Origin of the sequence: Brachybacterium muris (genome assembly GCF_016907455.1) — a bacterium.
GTDB lineage: Bacteria > Actinomycetota > Actinomycetes > Actinomycetales > Dermabacteraceae > Brachybacterium > Brachybacterium muris.
On the sequence record NZ_JAFBCB010000001.1, the window covers coordinates 463300 to 489692 of the forward strand.

Below are 26393 nucleotides of genomic sequence, written 5' to 3' on the forward strand. Positions count from 1 at the left end.
GGCGGTCCCCAAGAGCAAGATTCGGTGGCTCCCACGACTACGAATACTCACACGGAGCTCAAGTCCGTGGTGCACACCGAGGACACCCCGCTGCACCTGGCGTTCTCCGTGCACCTGATGGCAGCCGACGGTCGAGTGCTGATGACCCGTCGGGCGTTGTCCAAGAAGACGTGGCCGGGTGTGTGGACCAACTCCCTGTGCGGTCACCCCGCCCCGGGGGAGGCCACCGCCGATGCCATCCGACGGCGCGCCCAGCAGGAGCTGAACCTAGACCCGGCGTGGCTCAGTGACCCGGAGCCCCTGCTGCCCCAGTTCCGCTACCGCGCCGTGGATGCCAGCGGCGTGGTGGAGAACGAGATCTGCCCGGTGTTCGTGGTGCAGCTGCTGGTGGACCCCGATCAGCTGCCGGAGCCCAACCCTGACGAGGTCGCCGAGCAGCGCTGGCTGCCCGGCACCGACCTGGTGGCCGCCGTGCAGGCGGCACCGTTCGTCGTCAGCCCGTGGCTGGCCCTGCACATCGAGGACGAGCGCGCCCGCACAGCACTCAGCGCAGGCGCGGACGGGTGATCTGATTCGGCGCGCACGCTCGCAGCGGGTGACTCAGGCCAGCAGGTGGATCAGCCGAACTGCACCTGGGCGATGATCAGCATCGTCACCAGGAAGCCGGTCACGTAGTTCAGCCACAGGAAGCGCCGCCAGCCGGCGTTCGCACGCTCCGCATCCTCATCGCGCAATGAGCGGAACGGCCAGATGTTCGCCAGGTACGGCAGCATCAGCAGCGCTCCCAGGGAGAACAGCTCCCACGGCACCAGCAGCAGGATCGCCGCCAGCGCGTACAGCCCCAGCGCCACCCGCACGGTGGCCTTCGCGCCCAGCACCGTGGAGATCGACCCCAGCCCGGCGGCCCTGTCGGCGATCACGTCCTGCACCGCGCCGAAGGCCTGGCTTGCCATCGACCAGGCGAAGAACGCCGCCAGCACCAGCACCGTCGAGGCACCGAGGCGGCCATCGGCCAGCAGCGCACCCACCACCGCCGGGCCCACGAAATGGGTGGCCGAGGTGGCGGAGTCCAGGAACGGGACCTCCTTGAACCGCAGGCCCTTCGCGCTGTACGCCACCACCGCGAACATCGTCACCGTGAGCGCGATCGCGGAGGCGACCGTTCCCACCGCGTACAGGTACACCAGGAACGGGATGCAGGTGACGGCGCAGGCCACCAGGATCGTGCGGTGGTGGCGGCGATCCACCACCGCCCCCTCCACGCCACCCTTGCGGGGGTTCAGCAGGTCCGACTCGTAGTCGAACACGTCGTTGATCCCGTACATCGCCAGGTTGTAGGGGATCAGGAAGAACAGGGTGCCGATCACCAGCGGCAGGTCGATGCGCCCGGTGGTGAGGAACAGGGCCACGGCGAAGGGGTAGGCGGTGTTCACCCAGGACAGCGGCCTCGAGGTGCTCACCAGGGACCGCAGCACGCCGCCGGTGCTCACGGATGTGGTGCTCGAACTCATCGTGGACCTCCGTCGTCCTTAGCCCCGTTTCGCCGCAGGAACGCCCATAGCGCCGGCAGCAGCAGGGCCACCACGAACACGTAGGAGAAGTCCTCGATGGGGGCCAGGCCGATGCGCCAGCCGATCAGGTGCTCCTCCGCGTAGGTGAACAGGCCCACCGCGATCATGATGGTGTCGAACACCGCGGTGAGCAGCGCGACCACGGCGAAGGCGATCAGCGAGACAAGCAGGGTGCGACGGCGGCGCCGGGGGTCGACGCGGGACAGGGCCAGGCCCGCCGCCGCGATGGCCACACCCATCACCGCCAGGTTCACGTACAGGTAGGTCATGCCACATCGCTCCGTCCGGATCGCGCATCCAGCAGGCGACCTGCGCCGGTGGCCACCACCATTGTCAGGTGGCACAGGAACCACAGGAAGAAGGGCTCCTCGATGGTCAGGTGCGGCACGATCTCGTAGCCGCTGAGATAGGGGCCCTCGCCGCGGGCGAACACGCCGAGGCTGATGCAGATCAGGTCCCACAGCAGCAGCAGCCCCACCCCGACTCCCTGCACGATCAGGGCGCGGCGGGTGTCCCGGAACAGGTACAGCCGGAACCGATGGTCCAGCAGCAGCATGCAGAAGCTGGAAGCCAGGATCGCCGCGAGGTACGCCCAGGAGGTCATGAACTCCATCATCCCCGGGAGGCACCGCCCCGGCGCGGAAGCTGAGCGGGCGACAGCGGGCCGTCGCTGCGGTCGCCCCGCAGGCGCTTCAGCACGTTCTCCGCGCTGATCAGGCACATCGGCAACCCCACGCCCGGCACCGTGGTGCCCCCGGCATACAGTAGGTTCGGCAGGTGCTTCGACCGGTTGGAGCCGCGCAGGAACGCGGACTGGCGCAGCGTGTGCGCCGGGCCCAGAGCGTTGCCGCGCCAGGAGTGCAGATCGGCGGTGAAGTCACCGGGGCCCACGCTGTGGCGCACCGTGATGCGTTCGGCGAGGTCCGGGATCCCGGCCCAGTCGCTGATCTGGGCGATGGCCTGGTCCACTGCGCGCTCGACGGCCTCGGAGCCGGTGCCGTCCGGCCCGCCGCGGCCCAGACCGCTGCCGTCGGGGGCATCGGGGGAGACGGGGATCAGCACGAACAGGTTCTCGCTGCCCTCCGGGGCGCTGGAGGGGTCGGTGGCGGAGTTGCGGCACACGTAGATGCTGGCCGGGTCCGGCACCGTCGGGACCTTCCCGCCGATCTGTGCGAAGTTCGCCTCCCAGTCCTTGGTGAACAGCAGCGTGTGGTGGGCCAGCTGCGGCAGTTCGCCCTCCACTCCGAGCAGGGCCAGCACCGCGCCGGGGCCGCTGGTGCGGGTGTCCCAGTACTGCTGCGGGTAGGTGCGCAGTTCCTCGGGCAGCAGACGGGTCTCGGTGTGGTGGAGGTCTGCGGCGGAGACCACCACATCGGCATCGATCCGTTCGGTGCCACCTGCAGTGCGGACGGTGACCCCGGTGGCCCGGGCCCTTCCGCGGCCAGGCAGCATCCCGGCCAGGTGCGAGAGCGTGCCGGTCCCGTCGGTGGTGCGGATCGCGGTGACCTCCGCGCCGGTGCGGATCTCGGCGCCCTCGGCGCGGGCTAGGTCGGCGATCACCTCGATGATCCGGTGGAAGCCGCCCTGGGGGTACTTCACGCCGTCCTCGAGATCCATCGCGCTCATCAGGTGGTACAGGCTCGGTGCCGTGCGCGGGGTGGCGGCCAGGAACACCGCCGGGTATCCCAGGATCTGCCGCAGGCGGGTGTCCCGCACGGTGCGGGCGGCGAGGGAGTGCAGCGACTCCAGCAGCAGCCGGGCCAGGCGCGGCAGCTGCGGCAGGGACCGCAGGGCTGTGCCCACCGGCACCCCGGAGAACGTGGTGTAGAGGAACGAGCGGGTGGCCAGCTCGTACGTGGAGCGGGCCGAGTCCAGGTAGCGCTCCAGGCGCTTCCCGGCCCCCGGCTCGACCTGCTCGAACAGGGCGACGGCGGCTGCCCGGTCCGAGCGCACATCCAGCGGCTCCGAGTGGCCCTCGCCGTACACCCGGTAGGCGGGGTCCAGGTCCACCAGTTCCAGGTGGTCCTCCACCTTCTCGCCCAGCAGGGAGAAGAAGTGCTCGAAGCACTCAGGCATCAGGTACCAGGACGGCCCGGTGTCGAACACGAAGCCGTCGTCCTCAAGCCGGCCTGCCCGCCCGCCGATCTCCTCGCGGGCCTCGAGCACCGTCACCTGGTGGCCGTCGCGGGCCAGCAGCGCCGCGGAAGCGAGCCCGGCGATGCCGGCCCCGATGATGATGACCCTGCTCATGCGCGGCTCCTCCGCCGTCGGGGCCGGCGCTCACGGAGCACGGCCCGGGTGATGATTGCTGTCTTCTGGGCATCGGGCACGCGCACTCGGCTCGTGCGCAGGGACGCGGCGTCGGTGCGCTCCAGCCGGTCAGCGAGAGCAGCGAAGAGGTCGTGGACGGTGCGCACTGCGGTGCGACTGGTGTCGGGGAGCTGCTCGATCGCGGCGCCGGCGGCAGCGAGGTCCCCGCGGATGTCGGCCAGCAGGGTGCGCTTCTCGTCCTCGGTGAGGGTGGCGGGGTCCACGCCGGGGAAGTAGCTGCGGCCGCGGCCTTCGGCATCGGCCCGCAGGTCACGCAGGAAGTTCACCTTCTGGAAGGCTGCACCGAGGCGCCGGGCCCCGTCCAGCAGCTGCGGGGAGGGTGCCACGGGCACGGGGGAACGGTCGGTGGCGAACACGTGCAGGCACATCAGGCCCACCACCTCCGCTGAGCCGTACACGTACTCCTCGAAGGAGTCGGGGTTGTGCTCGGTGACGGTGAGGTCTGCGCGCATGGAGGCGAAGAAGGGGCGGGTCAGTTCGGTGGTGATGCCGCAGCTGCGGGCGGTGAGCGCGAAGGCGTGCACCACCAGGTCGCTGCTGAACCCGCTGGCCAGGGCCTGCTCGGTGCGGGCCTCGTACTCGTCCAGTACCTCGGCGATCTGCTCGGGGGTCAGGCCGCTGCCCAGCGCGGCGCCGTCCACGATCTCATCGGCCACCCGCACCAGGGCATAGATCGATCGCACCCGGGCCCGCACGGGGGCGCCGAGCAGGCGGGTCGCGGCGCCGAAGCTGGTGGAGTAGGAGTCGATCACCCGGTCCGCGGAGCGGGTGGCAGCGCTCGCGTAGGTGCGTGCGTCGCGGGCGGCCTGAGGGTCAGGGGTCTGGGGCTGGACGATCATCGAGCGCTGCCGATCTCCTCGGCCAGGGCGGCCAGCGCATCCCCGAGTGGCCCGGGCAGGGCGGCCCCGGCGATCTCATCGCGGGCCTGGCGTGCGTGGTCCCGGATCTGATCGGCGGTAGCCTGCAGGGCGCCGCACCGGGTGAGCAGCTCGCGCATGGCGAGGTTGATCCGGGAGAGCTCGTCATCGTCGGCCGCACAGGCGCGGGACAGCAGGTCCTTCACCTCCGAGGCGGCCTCGGAGGCCAGCGCCGTGGCCATCAGGTAGGTGTGCTTGCCCTCGCGCAGGTCACCCCCGACGGGCTTCCCGATCGCGCCGGGATCGCCGAACACCCCCAGCAGATCGTCCTCGAGCTGGAAGGCCATGCCCAGATGGGTGCCGATCCGACCCACGGCCGCCACCTGGTCCGCTCCCAGTCCGGCCAGCAGGGCGCCGGACTGCAGGGGCGCGCAGAAGGTGTACACGGCGGTCTTCAGCTCGGCGGTGCGCAGCGCCTTCTCGCGGGGATCCCCGGCGTCGTCCCCGGTGGTCGCCTGGTCCGGGGAGAAGGACAGCTCCACGTCCAGCAGTTCGCCCAGGGTGGTGGTGACCACCGTGTCGTGCAGGATCCGCTGGAGTTCCTCCCGCGCAGGGGCCGGCACATCCGCGGTGCCGGCCAGCAGCAGTCGGTAGGCGGCGGCCAGGGCCAGGTCACCGGCCAGGATCGAGCGGGTGTAGCCACGGTGGGTGGCCAGGTCATCGCTCATGCCGCGCGAGGCTGCACCGGCGGCGTGGGCGGCATGGAGGGACGGGCGGCCGTAGCGCATGTCGTCACGGTCGATCACGTCGTCGTGCAGGATGAACGCGGCGTGGAGCAACCCGTACGCGGCGGCGACGGCTGCGGCGGCCTCGTGGTCGTGGGGGCCGTTGCTGCAGGCTGCCAGCATCACCAGGCGTGAGCGCAGACGCTTGCCGCTGCGGGTGTGCTCGAGCACCTCTTCCCACAGCGACCGACCGTGGACGCCCGCCCCGGAGGGGCATGACTGCTGCTCGCGGACGAACCGCTCCAGGGCGGAATCCACCGCCGACAGCTCGATCCCCTGGAGATCAAAGTAGTTCACTCGGTTAGTTAACCATATTCGGCCAGTCGCGCCCGGAGACTCCTCCCAGGGAGGGGAGGAGCCTCCAGCACAGGGTTCGAATCGGCCCGCGACCTGCTCGGACCGACCGCGTGGTCCTTCGAGGTGCACCCCGCGGAGCACCACCGCTCAGATCGCGTTGGTGGCGTCCTCGTCGTCCACCATGCTCTCGTCACGGATCACGGGGAACGCCGTGGTGGTGGTCATCGGCTCGCCCTCGGGGGAGAGGGGGCGCACCTTCAGCCAGTAGTAGCCGTGGGACCCCAGCATGATGGTGAGCTTGCCGTCGTCGTCCACGGCCGGGAACTCGTGGCCGCCGAACAGGTCGCGCACGGTGCGTCGAGCCAGGCCGCCCAGGTCGAGGGTGGCGGTGACCGGCTGCGGGGACAGGTTGAACACGCACAGCAGGGTCTCGGCGTGGGAGTCGGCGTGCTCACCGTGCTCGGAGCCGTCGTAGGTGCGGGTGAAGGCCAGCACCCGGTCGGAGTCGGCCGGGATGTTGCGGTAGGCGCCCATCCCGAAGGCCTCGTGCTCGCGGCGCACCGCCAGCATCCACCGCACGAAGTGCAGGAAGGAGCCGGAGTGGGCCATCTCCGCCTCCACGTTGGTGGTGGAGTAGTGGTACACCAGCGACTGGATCACCGGCAGGTACAGCTTGCCCGGATCGGTGATCTCGCTGAACCCGGCATTGCGGTCCGGGGTCCACTGCATCGGGGTGCGCACCGCGTCGCGGTCCTCCAGCCAGATGTTGTCGCCCATCCCGATCTCGTCGCCGTAGTACAGGAACGGCGAGCCCGGCAGCGACAGCAGCAGGGCGTGGATCAGCTCCAGCTCCGAGCGGGAGTTGTCCAGCAGCGGCGCCAGGCGCCGGCGGATGCCCACGTTCGCCCGCATGCGGGAGTCCGGGGCGTACCACCCCAGCATCGCCGAGCGGTCCTCGGGGGTCACCATCTCCAGGGTCAGCTCGTCGTGGTTGCGCAGGAACGTGCCCCACTGGGCGCCCGCAGGGATCTCCGGGGTGTCGTCCATGATGTCGATGATGTGGCGGGCCGAGCCCTCGCGCAGCGCGTAGAAGATGCGCGGCATCACCGGGAAGTGGAAGCACATGTGGCACTCGGGGTGGTCCTCGGAGCCGAAGTACTCCACCACGTCCTGGGGCCACTGGTTGGCCTCGGCGATGATCACCTTGCCGGGCCAGTGCTCATCCACGAACGCCCGGAGGTCCACCAGGAAGTCGTGGGTGGCGGGCAGGTTCTCGCCGTCGGTGCCCTCCTCCTCGAACAGGTAGGGGATGGCGTCGGCCCGGAAGCCGTCGATGCCCTTGTCCAGCCAGAACTTCACCACGTCGAAGATGGCCTCGCGCACCTTCGGGTTCTCGAAGTTCAGGTCGGGCTGGTGGGAGAAGAAGCGGTGCCAGAAGAACTGGCGGCGCACCGGGTCGAAGGTCCAGTTCGACTCCTCGGTGTCCACGAAGATGATCCGCGCTTCCTGGTACTTCTCGTCGGTGTCGGACCACACGTAGAAGTCGCCGAAGGGGCCCTCCGGGTCCGAGCGTGACTCCAGGAACCAGGGGTGCTTGTCAGAGGTGTGGTTCAGCGGCAGGTCGATGATCACGCGGATGCCGCGGCGGTGGGCCTCGGAGACCAGGCGCTCGAAGTCGGTGATGGACCCGAACTCCGGCAGCACCGCCTCGTAGTCGGAGATGTCGTAACCGCCGTCGCGCAGCGGCGAGGCGAAGAACGGCGGCAGCCACAGACAGTCGATGCCCAGCCACTGCAGGTAGTCGAGGCGATCGATCAGACCGCTGAAATCACCGGTGCCATCGCCGTTGCCGTCGGCGAAGGCGCGCACCAGCACCTCGTAGAACACGGCCTTTCGGTACCAGTGGGGGTCGTAGTCGACCCCCGGTCCCTGCGGCGAGAACTGGGTGGCGTTCAGGGCCATAACCTGCTCCTTCGATCGTCTGCGCGTCAGGCCCCAGCGTAGTGGAGGCGGTGGTGGGCGGCGGCCCCGTCCGGTGGTATGTTCAGGCCGTGCCACACGCGGTTCTCGCAAGGCCCGGCAGTTCCCCCGCCCGCATCGCGGTCGCCGGGGCCGGGGCCGTACTGATCTGCGGGACCGCTCTTCTGATGCTCCCGGTCTCTTCCGCTGATGGAACCTGGACCGGTCTGGTGGACAGCTTGTTCACGGCAGTCTCGGCGATGTCGGTGACGGGCCTGGTGGTGCTGGACCCCGCCCATTGGACGACCTTCGGGCAGGTGGTGATCCTGCTGCTGATCCAGATCGGGGGAACCGGGGTGATGACCCTGGCCACTCTCCTGGGACTGGTGACGATGCGTCGTTTGGGCCTGCGCGCACGGGTGACCGCGGGCAGGGAGATCCATGCCGAACTGGGCGACGCGGGCGCGGTGGTGCGAGGCATCGTGGTCACCTCCCTCCTCATCGAACTGGTGGTGGCCGCGATCCTGTTCACCGCCTTCGCCCTGCGTGACGGGCTTCCCGTGCTGTCAGCGGCGGGCAGTGCCGTCTTCCACGCGGTCTCCGCGTTCAACAACGCCGGGTTCTCCCCGCACAGTGACAGTCTGATCCGGTATACCGACGATCCCCTGGTGACGCTGACGCTCGCCGCGGCCGTGGTGGCCGGGGGGCTCGGCTTCCCCGTTATCGCCGAATTGCTGCGACGACGGCACGGCCCCCGGCACTGGACGCTGACCACGAAACTCGTCCTCACCGGCACCCCCATCCTGCTGCTGGCCGGGCTGGTGACCACGCTGCTGACCGAGCACTCCAACCCCGGCACCCTCGGGCCGATGGACTGGCCGCAGAAGGTGCTCAACGCCCTGCTGCACTCGGTGTTCAGCCGTACGGCCGGGTTCAACGCGGTGGACGTGGGCGCGATGCGGGAGGAGACCTGGCTGAGCACCGTCATCCTCATGCTCATCGGCGGTGGCCCCGCCGGGACCGCGGGCGGCCTGAAGATCACCACGGTGCTGATCCTGGTGCTCACCATCCGCAGCGAACTGCGCGGCGACAGCCACGTCATCGCCTTTGGCAAGAGGCTCCCGCAGGGGGTGAACCGGCAGGTGGTGACCGTCGTGGGGCTGATGTCGATCATGCTGCTGGGGGCCACCGCCGCGCTGATGGCCCTGGAGGACCACCCCCTCGACCGGGTGCTGTTCGAGGTGGCCTCTGCGATCTCCACGACCGGCCTGTCCACCGGGATCACTCCGCAGCTCAGCGATGCGTCCTGCCTGATCCTCGCCCTGCTCATGTTCGTGGGGCGAGTGGGCCCCATCTCCCTGGGCACCGCCCTGGCACTGCGGCCTCGGCCCCTGCTGTACGAACCACCGAAGGAGCGACCCCTCATTGGCTAATCGAACGCCATCGGCCCATCGAACCCTGCTGTCCCGCCGCGATCCGAAGGATGAGGAGCACCACGTGCGCAGCGTCGTGGTGCTGGGGCTCGGCCGGTTCGGCTCCGCTCTCGCGGTCGAACTGACGCGCCTGGGGGTCGAAGTCCTGGGGGTCGACCAGGATGAGACCGTGGTGCAGGACCACGACGGGCGTCTCACCCATGTGGTGCGGGCGGACATCACCCGCGAAGAGGTGCACTCCCAGCTCGGGGTGCGCGATGCCGACCGGGTCGTCGTCGCGGTCGGCGGCCGCCTGGAAGCCAGCGTGCTGGCGTGCTCCCACCTCCTGCGGGCCGGAGTCGAGGACCTCTGGGCGAAGGCCGAATCGGCCGACCACGCGCAGATCCTCGACCAGCTCGGGGTGGCCAACGTGATCAAACCCCAGCATGAGACCGGGCAACGGGTCGCGCACCGGATCGCGGATCGGGCCGAGGAATGGGTGACCTACGGGCGGGGGTTTGCCATGGGCCTGTTCCCCGTCCCCAACCGTCTGCTGCACCGCACCGCGGCCGATGCCCGCATCGCGGAACGCTTCGATGTGCGCCTGATCGCCCGCTGCCCGGCCGGGCGGGACTGGGAGTACGTCTCCCTGCAGACCACGTTCAACCCAGGTGATCAGTTGATCGTCGCCGGGCAGGAGGCGAACCTGGAGCGCTTCGGCCGCTTGGACTGAGGTCGCGATCCGTGCTTGCCGTGCCGCTGTCGGTCGACGGAATCTGCCAGACGATCTGCTGGCCGCCCTGCTGGGCCAGCAGTTCGTTGACCCGCGAGAACGGCCTGGAACCGAAGAACCCGCGGGAGGCCGACAGGGGGCTTGGGTGGGGGCTCGCGACGTAGGGGACCGCTCCCAGCATCGGCACCAGGGACTGGGCGTCCTTCCCCCACAGCAGCGCCACCAGGGGCCCGCCGCGGGCCACCAGTGCACGGATCGCGAGCTCGGTGATCTCCTCCCAGCCGCGCCGGCGGTGCGACCCGGGGGAGCCGGGCCTCACGGTGAGCACCCGGTTCAGCAGCAGCACCCCCTGCTCCTGCCAGGCGGTGAGGTCACCGTGTGCGGCGGGCGGGATGCCCAGGTCCGCCTGCAGCTCGGAGTAGATGTTCGCAAGGCTGCGGGGCAGGGGACGCACGTGCTCCTCGACGGCGAAGGAGAGCCCGATGGGATGCCCGGGAGTGGGGTACGGGTCCTGCCCCACGATCAGCACCTTCACCTCGGCGAGAGGACGGGTGAAGGCCCTCAGCACGTGCTCGCCGTGTGGCAGGTATCCGCGACCCGAAGCGGCCTCCTCGCGCAGGAAGTCACCCAGGGCATGGATCTGCTGCTCGGCGGGGGAGAGGGCCTCGGCCCAGTCGGGAGCGATGATCTGGGCGAGCGGCTTCGGCATGGCGACAGTGTTCCATGCTGGCCGAAGTGGCGATGCGTGTCCGACCACGGGGTTCGACGAGGTCCGGCGCGCCGCTGCGGGAGCGAGCCGCCGCCCGCGTACGCTCGGCCCATGCCCCCCGCCGATGCGCACTCCGATCAGCCGTCCCGCCCTGAGGGCGCAGGGGAGGAGCTGTCCGAGCGGGATCGGCGGATCCTCGAACTGGAGTCGCGCACCTTCCGTTTCGTGGGCACCAAGGAGCGCGTGATCCGCGAGCAGCTGGCCATGTCCCGCACCGCCTACTACGTGCGGCTGAACGCCCTGCTGGACGACCCGGCAGCACTGCGCGCCGCCCCTGCCCTGGTGAACCGCCTGCGGGACCGGCGCACCTCGGCCGACGACCTCTCCACCGCATCGCCGGACCACAGGGTGGCTTGAGCAGGCGTGTGCTCCCACCCCCTGCCGGCCCGAACGGGTTTAATAGGCCCGTGGCCGATACCCAGTACCCGTACCCGCCCGATCGATTCGACGACGAGGCAGATGCCGCGACGTTCCACGGTGCGCACCGCGCCGAGGAGCCGTTCTGGCGTCAGAACCTCATCTACCTCGTCATCATCGCGGCGGCCTTCGTGACGCTGCTGGTGCTGCTGTTCTTGATCGGCGGCATGGGCAGGGACGGCGACGACCGCGCCAGTGACCCCACCTCGCCCGCCGCATCGGAGACCACCGAGGAGGCTCCTGCGGAGGAGGAGAGCAGCGAAGGCCAGGAGGAGGAGGCCCCGGCCCCCGAACCTGATCGCTCCATCCCGGTGATGGTCATCAACGCCGGCGGCATCAACGGCATGGCCGGCGCCTGGCGCGACTCCCTCGAGGGCTCCGGCTGGGAGCAGGTGAGCATCGGCACCGCCGACAACGTGCAGCAGGAGCCGGTGGTGTTCTACCGCGACGAGGCCGATGCCGACACCGCCCAGGCCCTCGCGCAGGAGGTCGGCGCCGGTGAGGCCCGCCAGAGCGATGAGTACGAGTCCCGCATCACCTTCGTGGCGGTGACCGAGCCCGGCAGCGGTGATGAGGGCGGCGAGGGCGAGGGCGACGAGGGCTGATCAGCCCCGCCCTTGCAGTCTCTGTGCCCGTGGCCCCCGTGCCCGTCGTTCCCGTGCCTCTCGTTCCCCTGCGCGGAGACGGCGCGCAGCTCGTTCACCCAGGGCGCACCCGGAGCACCTCGGAGGGTTAGCACTCTCGGGTGGAGAGTGCTTATGATGATCTGGCACTCACCGGTCGGGAGTGACAACGCCTCTGGGTGTTCACGCTCGACCAGCGGATGCCTGATCGGAGGCGCTAGCCGCCTGCCGACCACGAACATTCCGACCCCGTGAGGGGTCCGGAGCCGTGGGACATGAACACGGCTGCGGGTCTCGTCCGTCGCGGGCACAGGGTCGGGTGGACACCACACCACACGGGAGAGATTCCACACATGGCCAAGCTCATCGCATACGACGAGGAGGCCCGGCGCGGTCTCGAGCGGGGTATGAACCAGCTCGCCGACGCCGTCAAGGTCACCCTCGGCCCCAAGGGTCGCAACGTCGTGCTCGAGAAGTCCTGGGGCGCACCCACGATCACCAACGACGGCGTCTCCATCGCCAAGGAGATCGAGCTCGACGATCCCTACGAGAAGATCGGTGCCGAGCTCGTCAAGGAGGTCGCCAAGAAGACCGACGACATCGCGGGCGACGGCACCACCACCGCCACCGTCCTGGCTCAGGCCCTGGTCAAGGAGGGCCTGCGCAACGTTGCCGCCGGCGCCAACCCGATCGCCCTGAAGCGCGGTATCGACAAGGCCGTCGCGGCCGTCTCCGAGACCCTGCTGGCGCAGGCCAAGGAGGTCGACACCAAGGAGCAGATCGCCAACACCGCCGCCATCTCCGCGGCCGACCCGGCCATCGGCGAGCTCATCGCCGAGGCCCTGGACAAGGTCGGCAAGGAGGGCGTGATCACGGTCGAGGAGTCCAACACCATGGGCCTCGAGCTGGAGCTCACCGAGGGCATGCGGTTCGACAAGGGCTTCATCTCGCCCTACTTCGTCACCGACGCCGAGCGTCAGGAGACGGTCCTCGAGGATCCGTACATCCTGCTGACCAGCTCCAAGATCTCCACCGTCAAGGACCTGCTGCCGCTGCTGGAGAAGGTCATCCAGTCCGGCAAGCCGCTGGCGATCATCGCCGAGGACGTCGAGGGCGAAGCCCTCGCCGTGCTGGTGGTCAACAAGCTGCGCGGCTCCTTCAAGTCCGTGGCCGTCAAGGCCCCCGGCTTCGGCGACCGCCGCAAGGCGATGCTGGAGGACATGGCGATCCTCACCGGCGGCCAGGTCATCGCCGAGGAGGTGGGCCTCAAGCTGGAGACCGCCGGCCTCGAGCTGCTGGGCCAGGCACGCAAGGTCGTCGTCACCAAGGACGAGACCACCATCGTCGAGGGCGCCGGCGACGCCGACCGCATCGCCGGTCGCGTCAAGCAGATCCGCGCCGAGATCGAGAACTCGGACTCGGACTACGACCGCGAGAAGCTCCAGGAGCGCCTCGCGAAGCTGGCCGGCGGCGTCGCCGTCATCAAGGCCGGCGCCGCGACCGAGGTGGAGCTGAAGGAGCGCAAGCACCGCATCGAGGATGCCGTGCGCAACGCCAAGGCCGCCGTGGAAGAGGGCGTCGTCGCCGGTGGTGGCGTCGCGCTGCTGCAGGCCGGTGCGGACACCTTCGGCAAGCTCGCCCTCGAGGGCGACGAGGCCACCGGTGGCAACATCGTCAAGGTCGCCATCGAGGCACCGCTCAAGCAGATCGCGGTCAACGCCGGTCTTGAGGGCGGCGTCGTGGCGGAGAAGGTCAAGAACCTTCCCGTCGGCCAGGGCCTGAACGCGGCCACCGGCGAGTACGAGGACCTGCTGAAGGCCGGCATCCTCGACCCGGTCAAGGTGACCCGCTCCGCTCTGCAGAACGCCGCGTCCATCGCCGGCCTGTTCCTCACCACCGAGGCCGTCGTGGCCGACAAGCCGGAGCCGGTCAAGGCTCCCGCCGGTGGCGACGACATGGGCGGCATGGGTGGCATGGGCGGCATGATGTGACCAGCCGCTGAGCACTCATCAGCGATCAGCGCCCCGTCCCGGGTAATCCGGGGCGGGGCGCTGTGCTACAGGCGGAGCTCCTTGCCGGAACCGGAGGGATGCGACGGACGCGGGTGTCTCGGGAGATGGCCCACGCGGGATCGTGGTGACGAGGCCGCTGATGGAGGTGCCTCAGCGCAAAGAAAAACCCGACCCCAGAGGGGTCGGGTGGTGTGCACCAAATATAGAGTGCAGTTGGCCGAGCGGACAACCTACGTGCAGGGAAGCGTGTCGATTCGTACAGCCAGATCCCAACCCGGATGGCCCTTCACCACGGCTGAGGCTTCCGGACCTTCCCTGCGACGGGATCGGGAAGCTGGCAGCTGGTGAGGTCGGAATGTGTCAGCTGGTACCACCAGTGGTTCCCCACTCCTTCGCTAGGCGTACCGCTGAGCTTGCCAGCCAGGTACCCAGGGGTTGGGTTGATGAGGCCGACGGGAACCCTGGTACGAGCCGCGCTGATCGGCATGGCCAGATCGCTGTCGTTGGAGATGACCACGGCTGCGTCGATGACGTTGGTGAGCGTGTCGATCAACAAGTGAGAGGCGACGTTCACGTCCGATCCCTTCTCTTCTCGGCGTGCCACCGAGACCATGAATGTCGCATCGGGAACGGCTGATCCTGTGGAGTCCTGCACCATCACCGGCCACGCTGATGTCGTGAGCACAGGCTTGCCCTTGGCCGAGTTCACGGCAAGGGGCGCCGTCGCGACCCGTGCGACGTAGTTCCCGTACTCGATGTGGTCCACCGATCCGGACCGAGTCAGTGCCCTGAGATAGACGTCCTGCTCTCTCTGACCAATGGGGTTGCTCGCTCCACTGATGCGCGCGGTGCAGTAGATAACGCGCTTCAGACTCCAGTTGCTCCATGTGGAGCTCGTGGAGATGATGCGCCGGGACAGTGCGCGCACGTCGAGCCAGCGCCAGCCGGGTGTCGACTTGCCGGCGAGGCGCCGGGCCCCGTAGTAGAGGTTGTACCCGTCGATGTATACCCCGATTCTCACGACGCCGCCTCCTGCAGCCGCTCGTACAGGCCCACGTCCATGAGCATCGCCCGCAGGTCCTCCCACGGCATGTCCCGCAGGTGCTTGATAACGGCGCCGCTGGATTCCTCCACGCTCCACACGGCGTTCTCGACCACGGTCTTCATTCCCGGGGCGGCAGCGAAGTCGATGCGGGAGTTGGAGTGGGCGATGGCCTGCATGGTGTGATCGGTGACGACCTCGGCGAGCAGGCTCTCCACGCCGCTGAGCTTGTAGTCGTCCGGTACATCGAGCCCGCCCAGATAGCGGTTGACCTTGTCGATGATCTCCGTCTTGCGCTCGCGCTTCCGCTCGCGGGCGGCGGCCATGCCCGCCTCGGTCATCCCCGTGAGGCCCTTGGGCTCGATCTCGCCGAGCTTGAGATCGTCCTCGCGGATCTTCTGGAGGCGGTAGTGGGTCAGGACGATGTCGGAGACGTCGACCTCGTCAGGGGTGGGGTCCTCGTCGGTGAAACCGCGCAGGCGCCGGGCCAGCAGGTCGGCAAAGGCGCTGAACTTCTCATACCGGGGGTTTCCGTAGTCGACCAGCTGGGAGAAGAAAGCGTAGGCCTTGATGTACTGCGTGAGGGTGGAGCGGTAGTCGATGAGGGCGTCCCGCTCGGCGCGATCACCGGTCAGTAGTGCGCGCCGCCAGCGGTCGCCGAAGCGGTCCTCGGCTGGCTTGATGTGTCGCTCGGGGTCAGTGTGCTTGGCGCCCTTGCGTGTCCACGCCTCCCAGAAGAGATCCACCTCTTGCGGGGTGTGGATCCCGGCCTGCTCGAGCTTGGCGTGCATGTCCATCACGAGGTCTGGGTCTGACTCCGTGGTGATCTCTGCGTCTTCGTAGTACTCGCGGAACGCAGCGAGGATCTGCTCGGGGTCGTTGACGAAGTCCAGCACGTAGGTGTCGGACTTCCCCGGTGCCATGCGGTTCAGGCGCGAGAGCGTCTGCACGGCGGCGATCCCCGACAACTGTTTGTCGACGTACATTCCCACCAGTAGTGGCTGGTCGAAGCCGGTCTGGTACTTGTTGGCGACGATCAGTACGTGCTCGTCCGGCCCGGCGAATACCTTGGCGAGGTCGCGGCCTTTGAGCTGAGGGTTCTCACTGGTCTCAGTAACAGTCGGGGGTCTCGTGCCGGGCAGGGCTGTGATCTCTGGATCGGGTACGTCGCCGGAGAAGGCGACGAGGGCATGGAGGTCCAGCTTTTCCTCGGTGCAGATGCGGCGGAACGACCGGGCGTACTTGACCGCAGCAGCGCGGGAATCGGTGACCACCATGGCTTTGGCGCGACCGCCGAGCTCCGGCTGAATATTCGCCTCGCTGGGGTCCGCTGATCGAGGGTTCGGGTGCCACGTCGCTGCCGTAGCGGTGGCGTCGTTCGGGACCACCAGTGGTGTCGTTGGGGCCGCTCTGTCTACGCTCCTTCCGCCGTGTGTATAGGGCACGCGGCGGAAGGAGCAATCTGGAATGGTACGGAAGATCAGGGCGAAGCTGGTGCTCCAGCTGCGCGCAGAAGGTCTGTCGGGGCGAGCGATTTCGTCCTCGCAGGGCATGTCCCGCAAGTCCGTGAGGGCGGTGTTCGAGGCCGCTGACGCTGCAGGGATCGGGTGGGGCGATATCGCGGACGTCGCCGATGAGCAGGTGTATGCCCGGTTGTTCCCGGGCCGGGGCGAGCACGAGAGCGTGTTCGCACAGCCGGACTGGGAACAGGTCCATCGAGAGATGGCCAGGGTCGGCGTGACGCTGAAGCTGTTGCACGGCGAGTACTTCGACGCGACCACGGCGGCTGGGGATCCGGCGATGGGGTATGACCGGTTTTGCCGCACCTACCAGCACCACGTCATGGTCACCGGTGCCGCTTCGAGAGTCGGTCACAAGGCCGGCCAGAGCGTGGAGGTCGACTGGTCCGGCCCCACGATGGAGCTGGCCGATCCGGTCACCGGCGAGGTCTCGAAGGTGTTCTTGTTCGTTGCCTGCCTGCCTTTTTCTCGTTACGCGTTCTGCTTCCCGGCGCTGGATATGCGCCAGGAGTCCTGGCTGCGAGCGCACGTAGCGATGTTCCTTGAGTATTCGTAGTCGTGGGAGCCACCGAATCTTGCTCTTGGGGACCGCCGATCGTGCCGACGGGGGCCAGTAGCCGCCGCGGTGGGGACCACTGGCTCCCGCCGGCATCGGGTCACTGGGGCAGTGCGGTGTGTTCTCGCATGTTCCTGTCGCCGGTGTCGATCCAGATTGTGTTGTGCACGATGCGGTCCATGATCGCATCGGCGTGGACTGCTCCACCGAGCCGGGCGTGCCAGTCCTTCTTCGGGTACTGGGTGCAGAACACGGTCGAGCCGGTGTCATAGCGGCGCTCGAGCAGTTCCAGCAGCATCGAACGCATTCCCTCGTCAGGATGGTCCAGCAGCCACTCGTCGATCACCAGCAGCGAGAACGTGGAGTACTTCCGCAGGAACTTCGTCTGGCCCTGCGGCTTGTCCTTTGCCAGGGCCCAGGCCTCTTCGAGGTCGGGCATTCGGATGTAGTGGGCTCGGAGCCGGTGCTGGCAGGCCTGCTTCGCCAGCGCGCAGCCGAGGTAGGACTTCCCTGAGCCGGTGAAGCCCTGGAAGACCACGTTCTGTTGCCGCTGGATGAAGGAGCAGGTTGCCAGTTGCGCGATCACGTTCCGGTTCAGTCCCCGTTCCTCGACCAGATCCAGCCGCCGCAGGTCCGCTCCGGGATAACGCAGCCCCGCCCGGCGGATCAGACCCTCGACCTTTCCATGATTGAAGATGGAATGCGCCTCGTCCACGATCAGCTGGAGCCGTTCCTGGAACGACATCCCCAGCACGTGAGCCTCATCCTGGGCATCGATCGCGTCCAGCAGCGCGGTCGCGCCCATCTCGCGCAGCTTCCGCTTCGTGTCGTTATCGATCACGCTCACCGGACACCTCCGGCGTAGTAGTCGGCGCCACGGACGTATCCGCCGTCTTCCGCGGGTTCCTCGCGGGGTGGACGCAGGGCGGCGACCTTGTCCTGCCCGGTGGCCAAGATCGGGTGCAGATGCGCATAGCGCGGTGAACGGACCCGTCCCGTCAGCGCGAGTGCGCAGGCCGCCTCGACCCGATCTACGGAGAAGCGGCGAGAGAGCCGTAGCACCGCCAACGCGGGATCCAGGCCCTGTTCCACGATCGGCACGGACTCGAAGATCCGCTGGATCACGATCACCGTGGCCGGCCCGACCCGATCTGCCCACGCCCGCACCCTCTGCGCGTCCCAGGCCTGGAAACGCTCGCCCGCAGGTAGGTCCGCGTCGTTGGTGCGGTACTCATTGCTCGCGGTCTCCGGGAGCAGCAGGTGACTGGTCAGTCGCTGGCTGCCCTGATAGATCTCCAGCGTCCGGGCCGTGATGCGCAGATCGACCTTCGCGCCGATGTGCGCGAACGGCGCGGAGTAGAAGTTCCGCGCGAACGTGACGTGCCCGTTCCTGCCCACTCGTCGTCCGTAGTGCCATGTCGAGATCTCGTAGGGCACCGCCGGCAGCGGCGTCAGCAGCGGCCGCTCCTCCGCGTCGAACACGCTGGCGCGGGATCCGGGCCGCTTCTGGAACGGCTCCGCGTTATAGGCCTCCATCCGCTGCCCGATGGCGGCTGCAAGTTCGGGCAGGGACGTGAATCGCTGATCCCGCAGCCCGGCGATGACCCAGGTCGCGACGTGCGCGACGGTGTTCTCCACGCTCGCCTTGTCTTTCGGTTTCCGCACCCTCCCCGGGAGCACCGCCGCCGAGTAATGCGCTGCCATCTCGCGATACGCATCGTTCAGGACGATCTCGCCCTCGCGGGGGTGCTTCACCACACCGGTCTTGAGGTTGTCCGGAACGATCCTCGGGACCGTCCCGCCCAGCGCCTCGAACATCGCTACGTGCGCTCGCAGCCAGGACTCCTGGCGCATATCCAGCGCCGGGAAGCAGAACGCGTAACGAGAAAAAGGCAGGCAGGCAACGAACAAGAACACCTTCGAGACCTCGCCGGTGACCGGATCGGCCAGCTCCATCGTGGGGCCGGACCAGTCGACCTCCACGCTCTGGCCGGCCTTGTGACCGACTCTCGAAGCGGCACCGGTGACCATGACGTGGTGCTGGTAGGTGCGGCAAAACCGGTCATACCCCATCGCCGGATCCCCAGCCGCCGTGGTCGCGTCGAAGTACTCGCCGTGCAACAGCTTCAGCGTCACGCCGACCCTGGCCATCTCTCGATGGACCTGTTCCCAGTCCGGCTGTGCGAACACGCTCTCGTGCTCGCCCCGGCCCGGGAACAACCGGGCATACACCTGCTCATCGGCGACGTCCGCGATATCGCCCCACCCGATCCCTGCAGCGTCAGCGGCCTCGAACACCGCCCTCACGGACTTGCGGGACATGCCCTGCGAGGACGAAATCGCTCGCCCCGACAGACCTTCTGCGCGCAGCTGGAGCACCAGCTTCGCCCTGATCTTCCGTACCATTCCAGATTGCTCCTTCCGCCGCGTGCCCTATACACACGGCGGAAGGAGCGTAGACAGAGCGGCCCCAACGACACCACTGGTGGTCCCGAACGACGCCACCGCTACGGCAGCGACGTGGCACCCGAACCCTCGATCAGCGGACCCCAGCGAGGCGAATATTCAGCGCTGGGCGGGACGGTCCCGAGGATCGTTCCGGACAACCTCAAGACCGGTGTGGTGAAGCACCCCCGCGAGGGCGAGATCGTCCTGAACGATGCGTATCGCGAGATGGCAGCGCATTACTCGGCGGCGGTGCTCCCGGGGAGGGTGCGGAAACCGAAAGACAAGGCGAGCGTGGAGAACACCGTCGCGCACGTCGCGACCTGGGTCATCGCCGGGCTGCGGGATCAGCGATTCACGTCCCTGCCCGAACTTGCAGCCGCCATCGGGCAGCGGATGGAGGCCTATAACGCGGAGCCGTTCCAGAAGCGGCCCGGATCCCGCGCCAGCGTGTTCGACGCGGAGGAGCGGCCGCTGCTGACGCCGCTGCCGGCGGTGCCCTACGAGATCTCGACATGGCACTACGGACGACGAGTGGGCAGGAACGGGCACGTCACGTTCGCGCGGAACTTCTACTCCGCGCCGTTCGCGCACATCGGCGCGAAGGTCGATCTGCGCATCACGGCCCGGACGCTGGAGATCTATCAGGGCAGCCAGCGACTGACCAGTCACCTGCTGCTCCCGGAGACCGCGAGCAATGAGTACCGCACCAACGACGCGGACCTACCTGCGGGCGAGCGTTTCCAGGCCTGGGACGCGCAGAGGGTGCGGGCGTGGGCAGATCGGGTCGGGCCGGCCACGGTGATCGTGATCCAGCGGATCTTCGAGTCCGTGCCGATCGTGGAACAGGGCCTGGATCCCGCGTTGGCGGTGCTACGGCTCTCTCGCCGCTTCTCCGTAGATCGGGTCGAGGCGGCCTGCGCACTCGCGCTGACGGGACGGGTCCGTTCACCGCGCTATGCGCATCTGCACCCGATCTTGGCCACCGGGCAGGACAAGGTCGCCGCCCTGCGTCCACCCCGCGAGGAACCCGCGGAAGACGGCGGATACGTCCGTGGCGCCGACTACTACGCCGGAGGTGTCCGGTGAGCGTGATCGATAACGACACGAAGCGGAAGCTGCGCGAGATGGGCGCGACCGCGCTGCTGGACGCGATCGATGCCCAGGATGAGGCTCACGTGCTGGGGATGTCGTTCCAGGAACGGCTCCAGCTGATCGTGGACGAGGCGCATTCCATCTTCAATCATGGAAAGGTCGAGGGTCTGATCCGCCGGGCGGGGCTGCGTTATCCCGGAGCGGACCTGCGGCGGCTGGATCTGGTCGAGGAACGGGGACTGAACCGGAACGTGATCGCGCAACTGGCAACCTGCTCCTTCATCCAGCGGCAACAGAACGTGGTCTTCCAGGGCTTCACCGGCTCAGGGAAGTCCTACCTCGGCTGCGCGCTGGCGAAGCAGGCCTGCCAGCACCGGCTCCGAGCCCACTACATCCGAATGCCCGACCTCGAAGAGGCCTGGGCCCTGGCAAAGGACAAGCCGCAGGGCCAGACGAAGTTCCTGCGGAAGTACTCCACGTTCTCGCTGCTGGTGATCGACGAGTGGCTGCTGGACCATCCTGACGAGGGAATGCGTTCGATGCTGCTGGAACTGCTCGAGCGCCGCTATGACACCGGCTCGACCGTGTTCTGCACCCAGTACCCGAAGAAGGACTGGCACGCCCGGCTCGGTGGAGCAGTCCACGCCGATGCGATCATGGACCGCATCGTGCACAACACAATCTGGATCGACACCGGCGACAGGAACATGCGAGAACACACCGCACTGCCCCAGTGACCCGATGCCGGCGGGAGCCAGTGGTCCCCACCGCGGCGGCTACTGGCCCCCGTCGGCACGATCGGCGGTCCCCAAGAGCAAGATTCGGTGGCTCCCACGACTACGAATACTCACCGGCTGCACGGCCGCGAGGTAGTGCCGGATGATCTCGCGCACCTTCTGGTCGATGTTCGTGGGGTGCAGGTTCACCGCCGTCAGGTACGCCTGGGTGCCGGTGCGGGCATCGACCTCGATGTCCTCGCCACCGGCCTTCAGGGAGATCCGGGCTGCCCTCTCGTACGTCGTGTAGTTCTTCAGCACGTCGAGGATGAATCCCTCCTCGATCGCCTGTTTCATCGAGTACAGGTCGAAGGGGGCGGGCTTGCCGTCGGGCCCGGGGCGCCCGAACTGTTCGAGCGTCTTGGCCTTGGGGGTGGCGGTGAAGGCGAAGAACGAGATGCGCTGATCGGCATCGACCTTGGCGGCCATGGCGACCAGCGCATCCTGATCGGCGCCTGGCTCGGCGTCCTCGTCGAGACCGGAGGCGGGGTCGTTGAGGTAGACGACCTTGCGGACGGCGGCGGAGGCCTCGCCCGACTGGGAAGAGTGGGCCTCATCGGCGATGACGGCGAACCGCTTGCCAGCGATGGAGCTGTCCTCGCCCTTCTCGGCAGCTTCTTTGAGGGCCGTGAGCACGTACGGAAAGGTCTGAATGGTGACGCCGATGATCGGCACGCCCGCGGTCAGCGCCTCGCGCAGCAGCTTCGTCTTGGAGCTGCCCGAGCCACGGGTGATCGCTTGGAACGTACCGGTGGTGGTGACGAGCTGATCGACGGCGTCCTGAAGCTGACGGTCCAGCACCTGGCGGTCGGCGATGACGATGACCGTGTCGAACACCTTGGTGCCCTCTGGCGTGTGGAGGGTGGACAGGCGGTGGGCGGTCCAGGCGATGGAGTCGGTCTTGCCGGAGCCTGCGGAGTGCTGGATCAGGTAGTGGTGGCCGGGGCCTTCATTGCGGGCGGCAGCGGCCAGGCGCGTGACGGCCCGCCACTGGTGGAACCGGGGGAAGCGAATGCGCCGCTTGTCTGTGACCTCGCCGGTCAGCGGGTCCTCTCGGGTATCATGGTTGATGTAGATGAACTTGGCGAGGATCGCGAGCCAGGCGTCGCGATCGAGGACGTCCTTCCAGAAGAACGAAGTGCCGGTCTCCGGCGGGTTCCCGGCACCGTTGTCGTGCCCCATGTCGAACGGCAGGAACGTGGTGCCTGGGCCCTCGAGCTTGGTGGTCATCACGATGCGGGTGTCGGTGACGACGAAGTGCACCAGGGCGCCGCGGAACTCGGTGAGCAGCGGCTCGTTCACCGGGGACCGGTCATCGCGGTACTGGGCGATACCCTGGGCCAGGGTCTGGGTGTAGTCGGTCTTGAGCTCGATGGTCGCCACTGGCAGGCCGTTGCAGAACAGCACCAGGTCGATGCGGTCGGTCTTGTCCTTCGAGTAGATGGCCTCCTGCATCACACGCAGACGGTTCTTCGCGTACCGGACGGTGAGGTCCGGGTTCCGGTCATCTGCCGGCGGCATCTGCATCGCTTTGAAGCCGTGGCGCAGGCCCACCATGTCGAAGCCCTTGCGGAGCACACCCAGGGTGCCTCCGCCATGGGCCTCGTCCGCAGCGAGCACCTTGACGACGCGGTCAAGGATGCGGGCCTCGGCCTTCTCGCGTGCCTCGCCGGTGAGGCCGGGGGCGACGATCTTCTCGTATTCCTTGGGCTGGGTGTCCTGGAGCCAGCCCAGCAGGTCCTCCGGGAAGAGAGCGCGTTCCTTGTCATAGCCTGCACTGTTGCGGGAGCGCAGCCAGCCGTGGGCCTCGAGGTGTGAGGCGATCTCGTCCTGGAAGGGGAGTTCCTGGTGCAGGCCGGACGCGCTCATGTCAGCTCCTTGATGTCGTCCTCGAGCTGCTCTGCTGCGGGACGGCGTGTTGCAGTGACGTCGATCTGGCCCGTGACTGCGGCCGTGATGAGCGCTGCCCGCCGCTCCTTGGCGAGGGCGATGGCGCGGGTGATCTCTGCCGATGATGAGCGGCGGCCAGCGGCAATGGCGCTCGCTCGCTCTGCGATCTGGAGTTGCGTGCCCGAGTCGGGAATGGGCACCACCAGCTGCATGAACCGCTCCTTGGCGATCTTCTGCATCGATGAACTGGCACCTGTTCGGATGAGGGTGATCTGCTCCCTGTAGTCATACGTCTGCATCCATTGGGAGAGGAATTCGTGCGATGCCCGTCCCGTAGTGACTTCCCAAAGGAGATCCGACAGAAAGAGGCGGGGGTGATCATCGGAAACGTACGCGGCGCTGCCGACGAGATCTGGCGTGTTGGCGCGATTCACGACGATCGTGTCACCGCGAACGGGGCACGTGAGCCGCCGTTCCTCAATCGGGTCCTCAACAGCCTTGTTCTCATACGGGTCGAAGAAGCCACGGGAGACGGCGCCGGTCTTGAGCACCCCGGGGGTGCCCGAGAGAGCCGGGTAGGAGCTCGCGTTGACGCTGACGCCGGTGCGGATGGTCAACTCGAGTCTGCGCAGCGCAAGACGGTTGTCTCGGTGCACCGCGAAGAGTTGCTCTCGCTCGTTGTCGCAGCGCTCGGCAGTCAGCGTGTCGAGCTCGCCGAGGTCCGCGATGAGCGCGTCGATCTCGGCAGTCTCGTGGTCGAGGTAGTCGGCGATGCTGTGCTGTGTGACGAGCGGGGGAACGGAGATCGGCTCACACCCGATGTCGCTTCGAGTCATGCTCGGCAGCGCGGTATCGGTGGCGTAGTACCTGAACGGGAAACGGAGCGACCAGTAGGAGAGGAACCGTGCATCCAGGACGCCGCTCTTCGGCTCGACAAAGTAGCCGGTATCCGTGACCCAGAATTTTCCGTTGACGGGGGTCGGTCGGTTGATCGTCCCTTTGCGCCCGAAGATCACGCCTTGGCCGCAGTACAGGTATTCGGACGCACGCGCGAATTCTCCGCCGGATCCGAAGACGGGGAACTCGCCATCAGGGTCAGCAACTTCCGCGAAGTCGCGTCCGCTACGGATACTCACAGCTCGAGATAGCCGAGTAGTGCGCCAGTTCGCTGCGCTCACCCCTTCACCTCCGCCAGCCGGACGCGGATCCGCCCCAGCACCTCGTCGAGGTCCTGGTCGATCTCCTGGAGGGGGCGCGGCGGGACGTACTCGTAGAAATGGCGCGTGAAGGGGATCTCTGCGCCTTCCTTGGTCTTGGTGTGATCGATCCATGCATCGGGCACGAAAGGGATCACCTCGCGCTGAAGGTATTCCTCCACGTCCTCGTCCCACGGAACGTTCTCGGTGTCCCGCAGGGATGCGTCGGCCACGCTCTTGCCGCCCGGTCCGGTCACCAGTTCGCCATCCTCGTCGTGCTCAGAAAGCTCACCGATCAGAACTTTCAGCACAGCGGGCGTGAGCTTCAGCCCGTGCTCGTCCAGTGCTGCTTTCAGATCCTTCGTGAACACCGCACGGCTGGTGGAGACTATGCCACCTGCTGCGTCGGCCGCTGCACCGAGGGCATCCCGCAGTGCCTCGCGCTCGGCGTCCTGCAGCTTGGTGACCTGCCGTGCTGCCATTGTCCGCTCGATCCGCTCGGGGGTGAGCGCATAGTTGCGGCGCATGGGTCGCTCCACCGTGATGCTCCGGTAGAAGAAGTCCTCGATGGCGAAGATCTTCGAGTGCTCCGCGTCCTCGAAGGCGTTGTACAGCCGCGTGATCTCCTCGATGTTCCTCTCCGACAGGTACCGGCGCTTGGAGCCCACGGACTTGCGCATCTTCTCGAACATGCCTGTCGCGTCGATCAGCTGCACCTTGCCGCGTCGTTCCGGGGCCTTGTCCTTGGACAGGATCCACACGTAGGTAGCGATGCCGGTGTTGTAGAACATGTCCGTGGGCAGGCCGATGATCGCCTCGAGATAGTCGTTCTCCAGCACCCAGCGCCGAATGTTCGACTCGCCCGAGCCCGCCCCGCCCGTGAACAGCGGTGAACCGTTCAGGACGATCGCCCCCCGCCCGGCCGTGTGGTTCGACTGAGCGGGTTTCGGTGCGCGCAGCGTGGAGATCAAGTGCATGAGGAACAGCAGCGATCCGTCTGATACCCGCGGAAGTCCGGGCCCGAAGCGACCCGCGAATCCGCGGAGCTTGTGCTCGTCCTCCACTGACTTCTTGAACTGCTTCCAGTCCACGCCGAACGGTGGGTTCGACAGCCCGTAGTGGAACGACTGCCCGCGAAAGGCCGGCTGCGTGAGGGTGTTGCCCAGCACGATGTTGTCGATGGGCTGTCCCTTGACCACCATGTCGGCCTTGCAGATCGCGTACGAGGCCGGGTTGATCTCCTGCCCCAGAAGGCTCACCTGCGCCGTCTTGTTGTAGGACCTGATCTTGTCATCGGCCACCGAGAGCATGCCGCCCGTGCCTGCCGTCGGGTCGTACACGCTGCGCACCACGTGGTCCTTGCCCAGATCCGGATCCCCATCCAGCAGGATCGTCACCATCAACTCGATGACCTCGCGCGGCGTGAAGTGCTCACCGGCGGTCTCGTTGGATGCCTCGGCGAACTTGCGGATCAGCTCCTCGAAGATGTGGCCCATCTGCTCGTTGCTGACCGCCTGCGGATGCAGATCGACCTTTGCGAAGTGCTGCAGCACCTGCAGCAGCAGGTCGTTGCGGGCCAGGTCGATGATCGCGTCCTCGAACTTGTACTTCTCGAAGATGTCCCGCACGTTCTCCGAGAACGCGCCCACGTAGTCGCGCAGGTTCTCCTCGAGGTTGTCCGGATCGCCTTGCAGTGACTTCAGATCGTGCCGAGAGGCATTGAAGAACGAGTACTCGTGACCCGCCTTGTTGCGCAGCATCGCCGCCGAAGGCATCCGATCCCGGTCGAAGCCCGCGAGCTCGCGGACCACCGCCTCCTTCGTCGGGGCGAGCACCGCATCCAAGCGCGCCAGCACAGTAAACGGCAGGATCACATCCCCGTACTGGTGCTGCTTATACGTGCTGCGCAGGATGTCCGCAGCGGACCAGATGAACTGGGCGTGATTGAAGGTAGTGGACACGATGCTCAGGCTAGCTTCCTCCGGGGCCTGCAGGCTGTCAGGGGTGCCACTCCGCCTCGCACCGCTTGCGCTCTGGCTACAGAAATCCCAGCTCAGGTACCAAAAGGGCGGGCCGGCGGACTGGTTTCTTGACTTGGCGGGTGAAC

The 26393-nt window shown here is 67.5% G+C and carries 22 protein-coding genes and 2 pseudogenes; 9 read left to right on the forward strand and 15 right to left on the reverse strand.

From position 1 onward, the window contains the following. The first annotated feature begins 66 nt into the window (after positions 1-66). Positions 67-567 (forward strand): isopentenyl-diphosphate Delta-isomerase, encoded by a 501-nt coding sequence (idi, locus tag JOD52_RS02110; protein ID WP_420887411.1) that lies wholly within the window; start codon positions 67-69, stop codon positions 565-567. 50 nt (positions 568-617) lie between these two features. Here idi and JOD52_RS02115 read toward each other — a convergent pair whose 3' ends face one another. From JOD52_RS02115 to treS, 7 genes are all read right to left on the reverse strand, one after another. Next, entirely contained in the window at positions 618-1511 is an 894-nt protein-coding gene (locus JOD52_RS02115) for a prenyltransferase (RefSeq protein WP_017825006.1), read from the reverse strand. Further along, the gene (locus tag JOD52_RS02120) at positions 1508-1840 is read right to left on the reverse strand and encodes a lycopene cyclase domain-containing protein (protein WP_017825007.1); all 333 of its coding nucleotides are present in this window, start codon (positions 1838-1840) and stop codon (positions 1508-1510) included. Before JOD52_RS02120 ends, JOD52_RS02115 begins: the two co-directional genes overlap by 4 nt. After that, positions 1837-2175: a lycopene cyclase domain-containing protein gene (locus JOD52_RS02125; RefSeq protein WP_376983475.1), complete on the reverse strand. Its 339-nt coding sequence runs from the start codon at positions 2173-2175 to the stop codon at positions 1837-1839. The genes JOD52_RS02120 and JOD52_RS02125 overlap by 4 nt, the downstream gene beginning before the upstream one ends. Positions 2176-2183: 8 nt before the next feature. Further along, complete coding sequence (locus JOD52_RS02130) at positions 2184-3821, reverse strand: oleate hydratase (protein WP_204408646.1); 1638 nt, start codon at positions 3819-3821, stop codon at positions 2184-2186. Then, entirely contained in the window at positions 3818-4741 is a 924-nt protein-coding gene (locus JOD52_RS02135; protein WP_204408647.1) for a phytoene/squalene synthase family protein, read from the reverse strand. Before JOD52_RS02135 ends, JOD52_RS02130 begins: the two co-directional genes overlap by 4 nt. Next, the gene (locus JOD52_RS02140; protein ID WP_204408648.1) at positions 4738-5841 is read right to left on the reverse strand and encodes a polyprenyl synthetase family protein; all 1104 of its coding nucleotides are present in this window, start codon (positions 5839-5841) and stop codon (positions 4738-4740) included. The genes JOD52_RS02135 and JOD52_RS02140 overlap by 4 nt, the downstream gene beginning before the upstream one ends. Positions 5842-5988: 147 nt before the next feature. Further along, positions 5989-7803 (reverse strand): maltose alpha-D-glucosyltransferase, encoded by a 1815-nt coding sequence (gene treS, locus JOD52_RS02145; protein WP_204408649.1) that lies wholly within the window; start codon positions 7801-7803, stop codon positions 5989-5991. 185 nt (positions 7804-7988) lie between these two features. On the opposite strand from treS, the gene JOD52_RS02150 reads away from it, so the two are divergent. Both JOD52_RS02150 and JOD52_RS02155 read left to right on the forward strand, forming a co-directional pair. Then, positions 7989-9233: a TrkH family potassium uptake protein gene (locus JOD52_RS02150; protein ID WP_239551731.1), complete on the forward strand. Its 1245-nt coding sequence runs from the start codon at positions 7989-7991 to the stop codon at positions 9231-9233. 64 nt (positions 9234-9297) lie between these two features. Next, on the forward strand, positions 9298-9945 hold the full coding sequence (locus JOD52_RS02155) for a potassium channel family protein (protein ID WP_017825014.1): 648 nt from the start codon (positions 9298-9300) through the stop codon (positions 9943-9945). Here the strand turns inward: JOD52_RS02155 and JOD52_RS02160 are convergent. Then, complete coding sequence (locus JOD52_RS02160) at positions 9875-10654, reverse strand: uracil-DNA glycosylase (RefSeq protein ID WP_204408650.1); 780 nt, start codon at positions 10652-10654, stop codon at positions 9875-9877. The genes JOD52_RS02155 and JOD52_RS02160 overlap by 71 nt on opposite strands. Before the next feature lie 111 nt (positions 10655-10765). On the opposite strand from JOD52_RS02160, the gene JOD52_RS02165 reads away from it, so the two are divergent. The 3 genes from JOD52_RS02165 (at position 10766) to groL (ending at position 13745) form a co-directional block, all read left to right on the forward strand. Then, a complete protein-coding gene (locus tag JOD52_RS02165) occupies positions 10766-11071 on the forward strand; it encodes a DUF3263 domain-containing protein (RefSeq protein WP_017825016.1) in 306 nt (101 codons plus the stop codon). Positions 11072-11121: 50 nt separating this feature from the next. After that, positions 11122-11736, forward strand: coding sequence for a LytR C-terminal domain-containing protein (locus JOD52_RS02170; protein WP_204408651.1), 615 nt, complete (start codon positions 11122-11124; stop codon positions 11734-11736). 371 nt (positions 11737-12107) lie between these two features. Further along, the gene (gene groL, locus JOD52_RS02175; protein ID WP_017825018.1) at positions 12108-13745 is read left to right on the forward strand and encodes a chaperonin GroEL; all 1638 of its coding nucleotides are present in this window, start codon (positions 12108-12110) and stop codon (positions 13743-13745) included. 307 nt (positions 13746-14052) lie between these two features. On the opposite strand, the gene JOD52_RS02180 is transcribed toward groL, so the two are convergent. Together JOD52_RS02180 and JOD52_RS02185 are read right to left on the reverse strand one after the other, a co-directional pair. Then, entirely contained in the window at positions 14053-14787 is a 735-nt protein-coding gene (locus JOD52_RS02180; RefSeq protein ID WP_017825019.1) for an NYN domain-containing protein, read from the reverse strand. Continuing rightward, positions 14784-16196: a type I restriction enzyme subunit R domain-containing protein gene (locus tag JOD52_RS02185; protein WP_239551734.1), complete on the reverse strand. Its 1413-nt coding sequence runs from the start codon at positions 16194-16196 to the stop codon at positions 14784-14786. Before JOD52_RS02185 ends, JOD52_RS02180 begins: the two co-directional genes overlap by 4 nt. A 79-nt stretch (positions 16197-16275) precedes the next feature. Here JOD52_RS02185 and JOD52_RS02190 point away from each other — a divergent pair. Further along, positions 16276-16869: pseudogene (locus JOD52_RS02190) on the forward strand (transposase); the annotation flags it as partial. Between the two features lie 115 nt (positions 16870-16984). Here JOD52_RS02190 and JOD52_RS02195 read toward each other — a convergent pair. Next, positions 16985-17731: an ATP-binding protein gene (locus JOD52_RS02195; protein ID WP_338124028.1), complete on the reverse strand. Its 747-nt coding sequence runs from the start codon at positions 17729-17731 to the stop codon at positions 16985-16987. After that, positions 17728-19290, reverse strand: coding sequence for an IS21 family transposase (istA, locus tag JOD52_RS02200; RefSeq protein WP_204408388.1), 1563 nt, complete (start codon positions 19288-19290; stop codon positions 17728-17730). Before istA ends, JOD52_RS02195 begins: the two co-directional genes overlap by 4 nt. 156 nt (positions 19291-19446) lie before the next feature. On the opposite strand from istA, the pseudogene JOD52_RS02205 reads away from it, so the two are divergent. After that, positions 19447-20418: pseudogene (locus JOD52_RS02205) on the forward strand (Mu transposase domain-containing protein); the annotation flags it as partial. Continuing rightward, entirely contained in the window at positions 20415-21161 is a 747-nt protein-coding gene (locus JOD52_RS02210) for an ATP-binding protein (protein WP_338124028.1), read from the forward strand. The pseudogene JOD52_RS02205 and the gene JOD52_RS02210, both read left to right, overlap by 4 nt. A 39-nt stretch (positions 21162-21200) precedes the next feature. Here the strand turns inward: JOD52_RS02210 and JOD52_RS02215 are convergent, their stop codons facing one another. The 3 genes from JOD52_RS02215 to JOD52_RS02225 are packed head-to-tail and all read right to left on the reverse strand — an operon-like array spanning position 21201 to position 26247. Then, positions 21201-23069: a type I restriction endonuclease gene (locus JOD52_RS02215; RefSeq protein ID WP_239551736.1), complete on the reverse strand. Its 1869-nt coding sequence runs from the start codon at positions 23067-23069 to the stop codon at positions 21201-21203. After that, positions 23066-24268: a restriction endonuclease subunit S domain-containing protein gene (locus tag JOD52_RS02220; RefSeq protein WP_204408652.1), complete on the reverse strand. Its 1203-nt coding sequence runs from the start codon at positions 24266-24268 to the stop codon at positions 23066-23068. Before JOD52_RS02220 ends, JOD52_RS02215 begins: the two co-directional genes overlap by 4 nt. Further along, a complete protein-coding gene (locus JOD52_RS02225; protein ID WP_204408653.1) occupies positions 24265-26247 on the reverse strand; it encodes an N-6 DNA methylase in 1983 nt (660 codons plus the stop codon). The genes JOD52_RS02220 and JOD52_RS02225 overlap by 4 nt, the downstream gene beginning before the upstream one ends. Positions 26248-26393 lie beyond the last annotated feature (146 nt).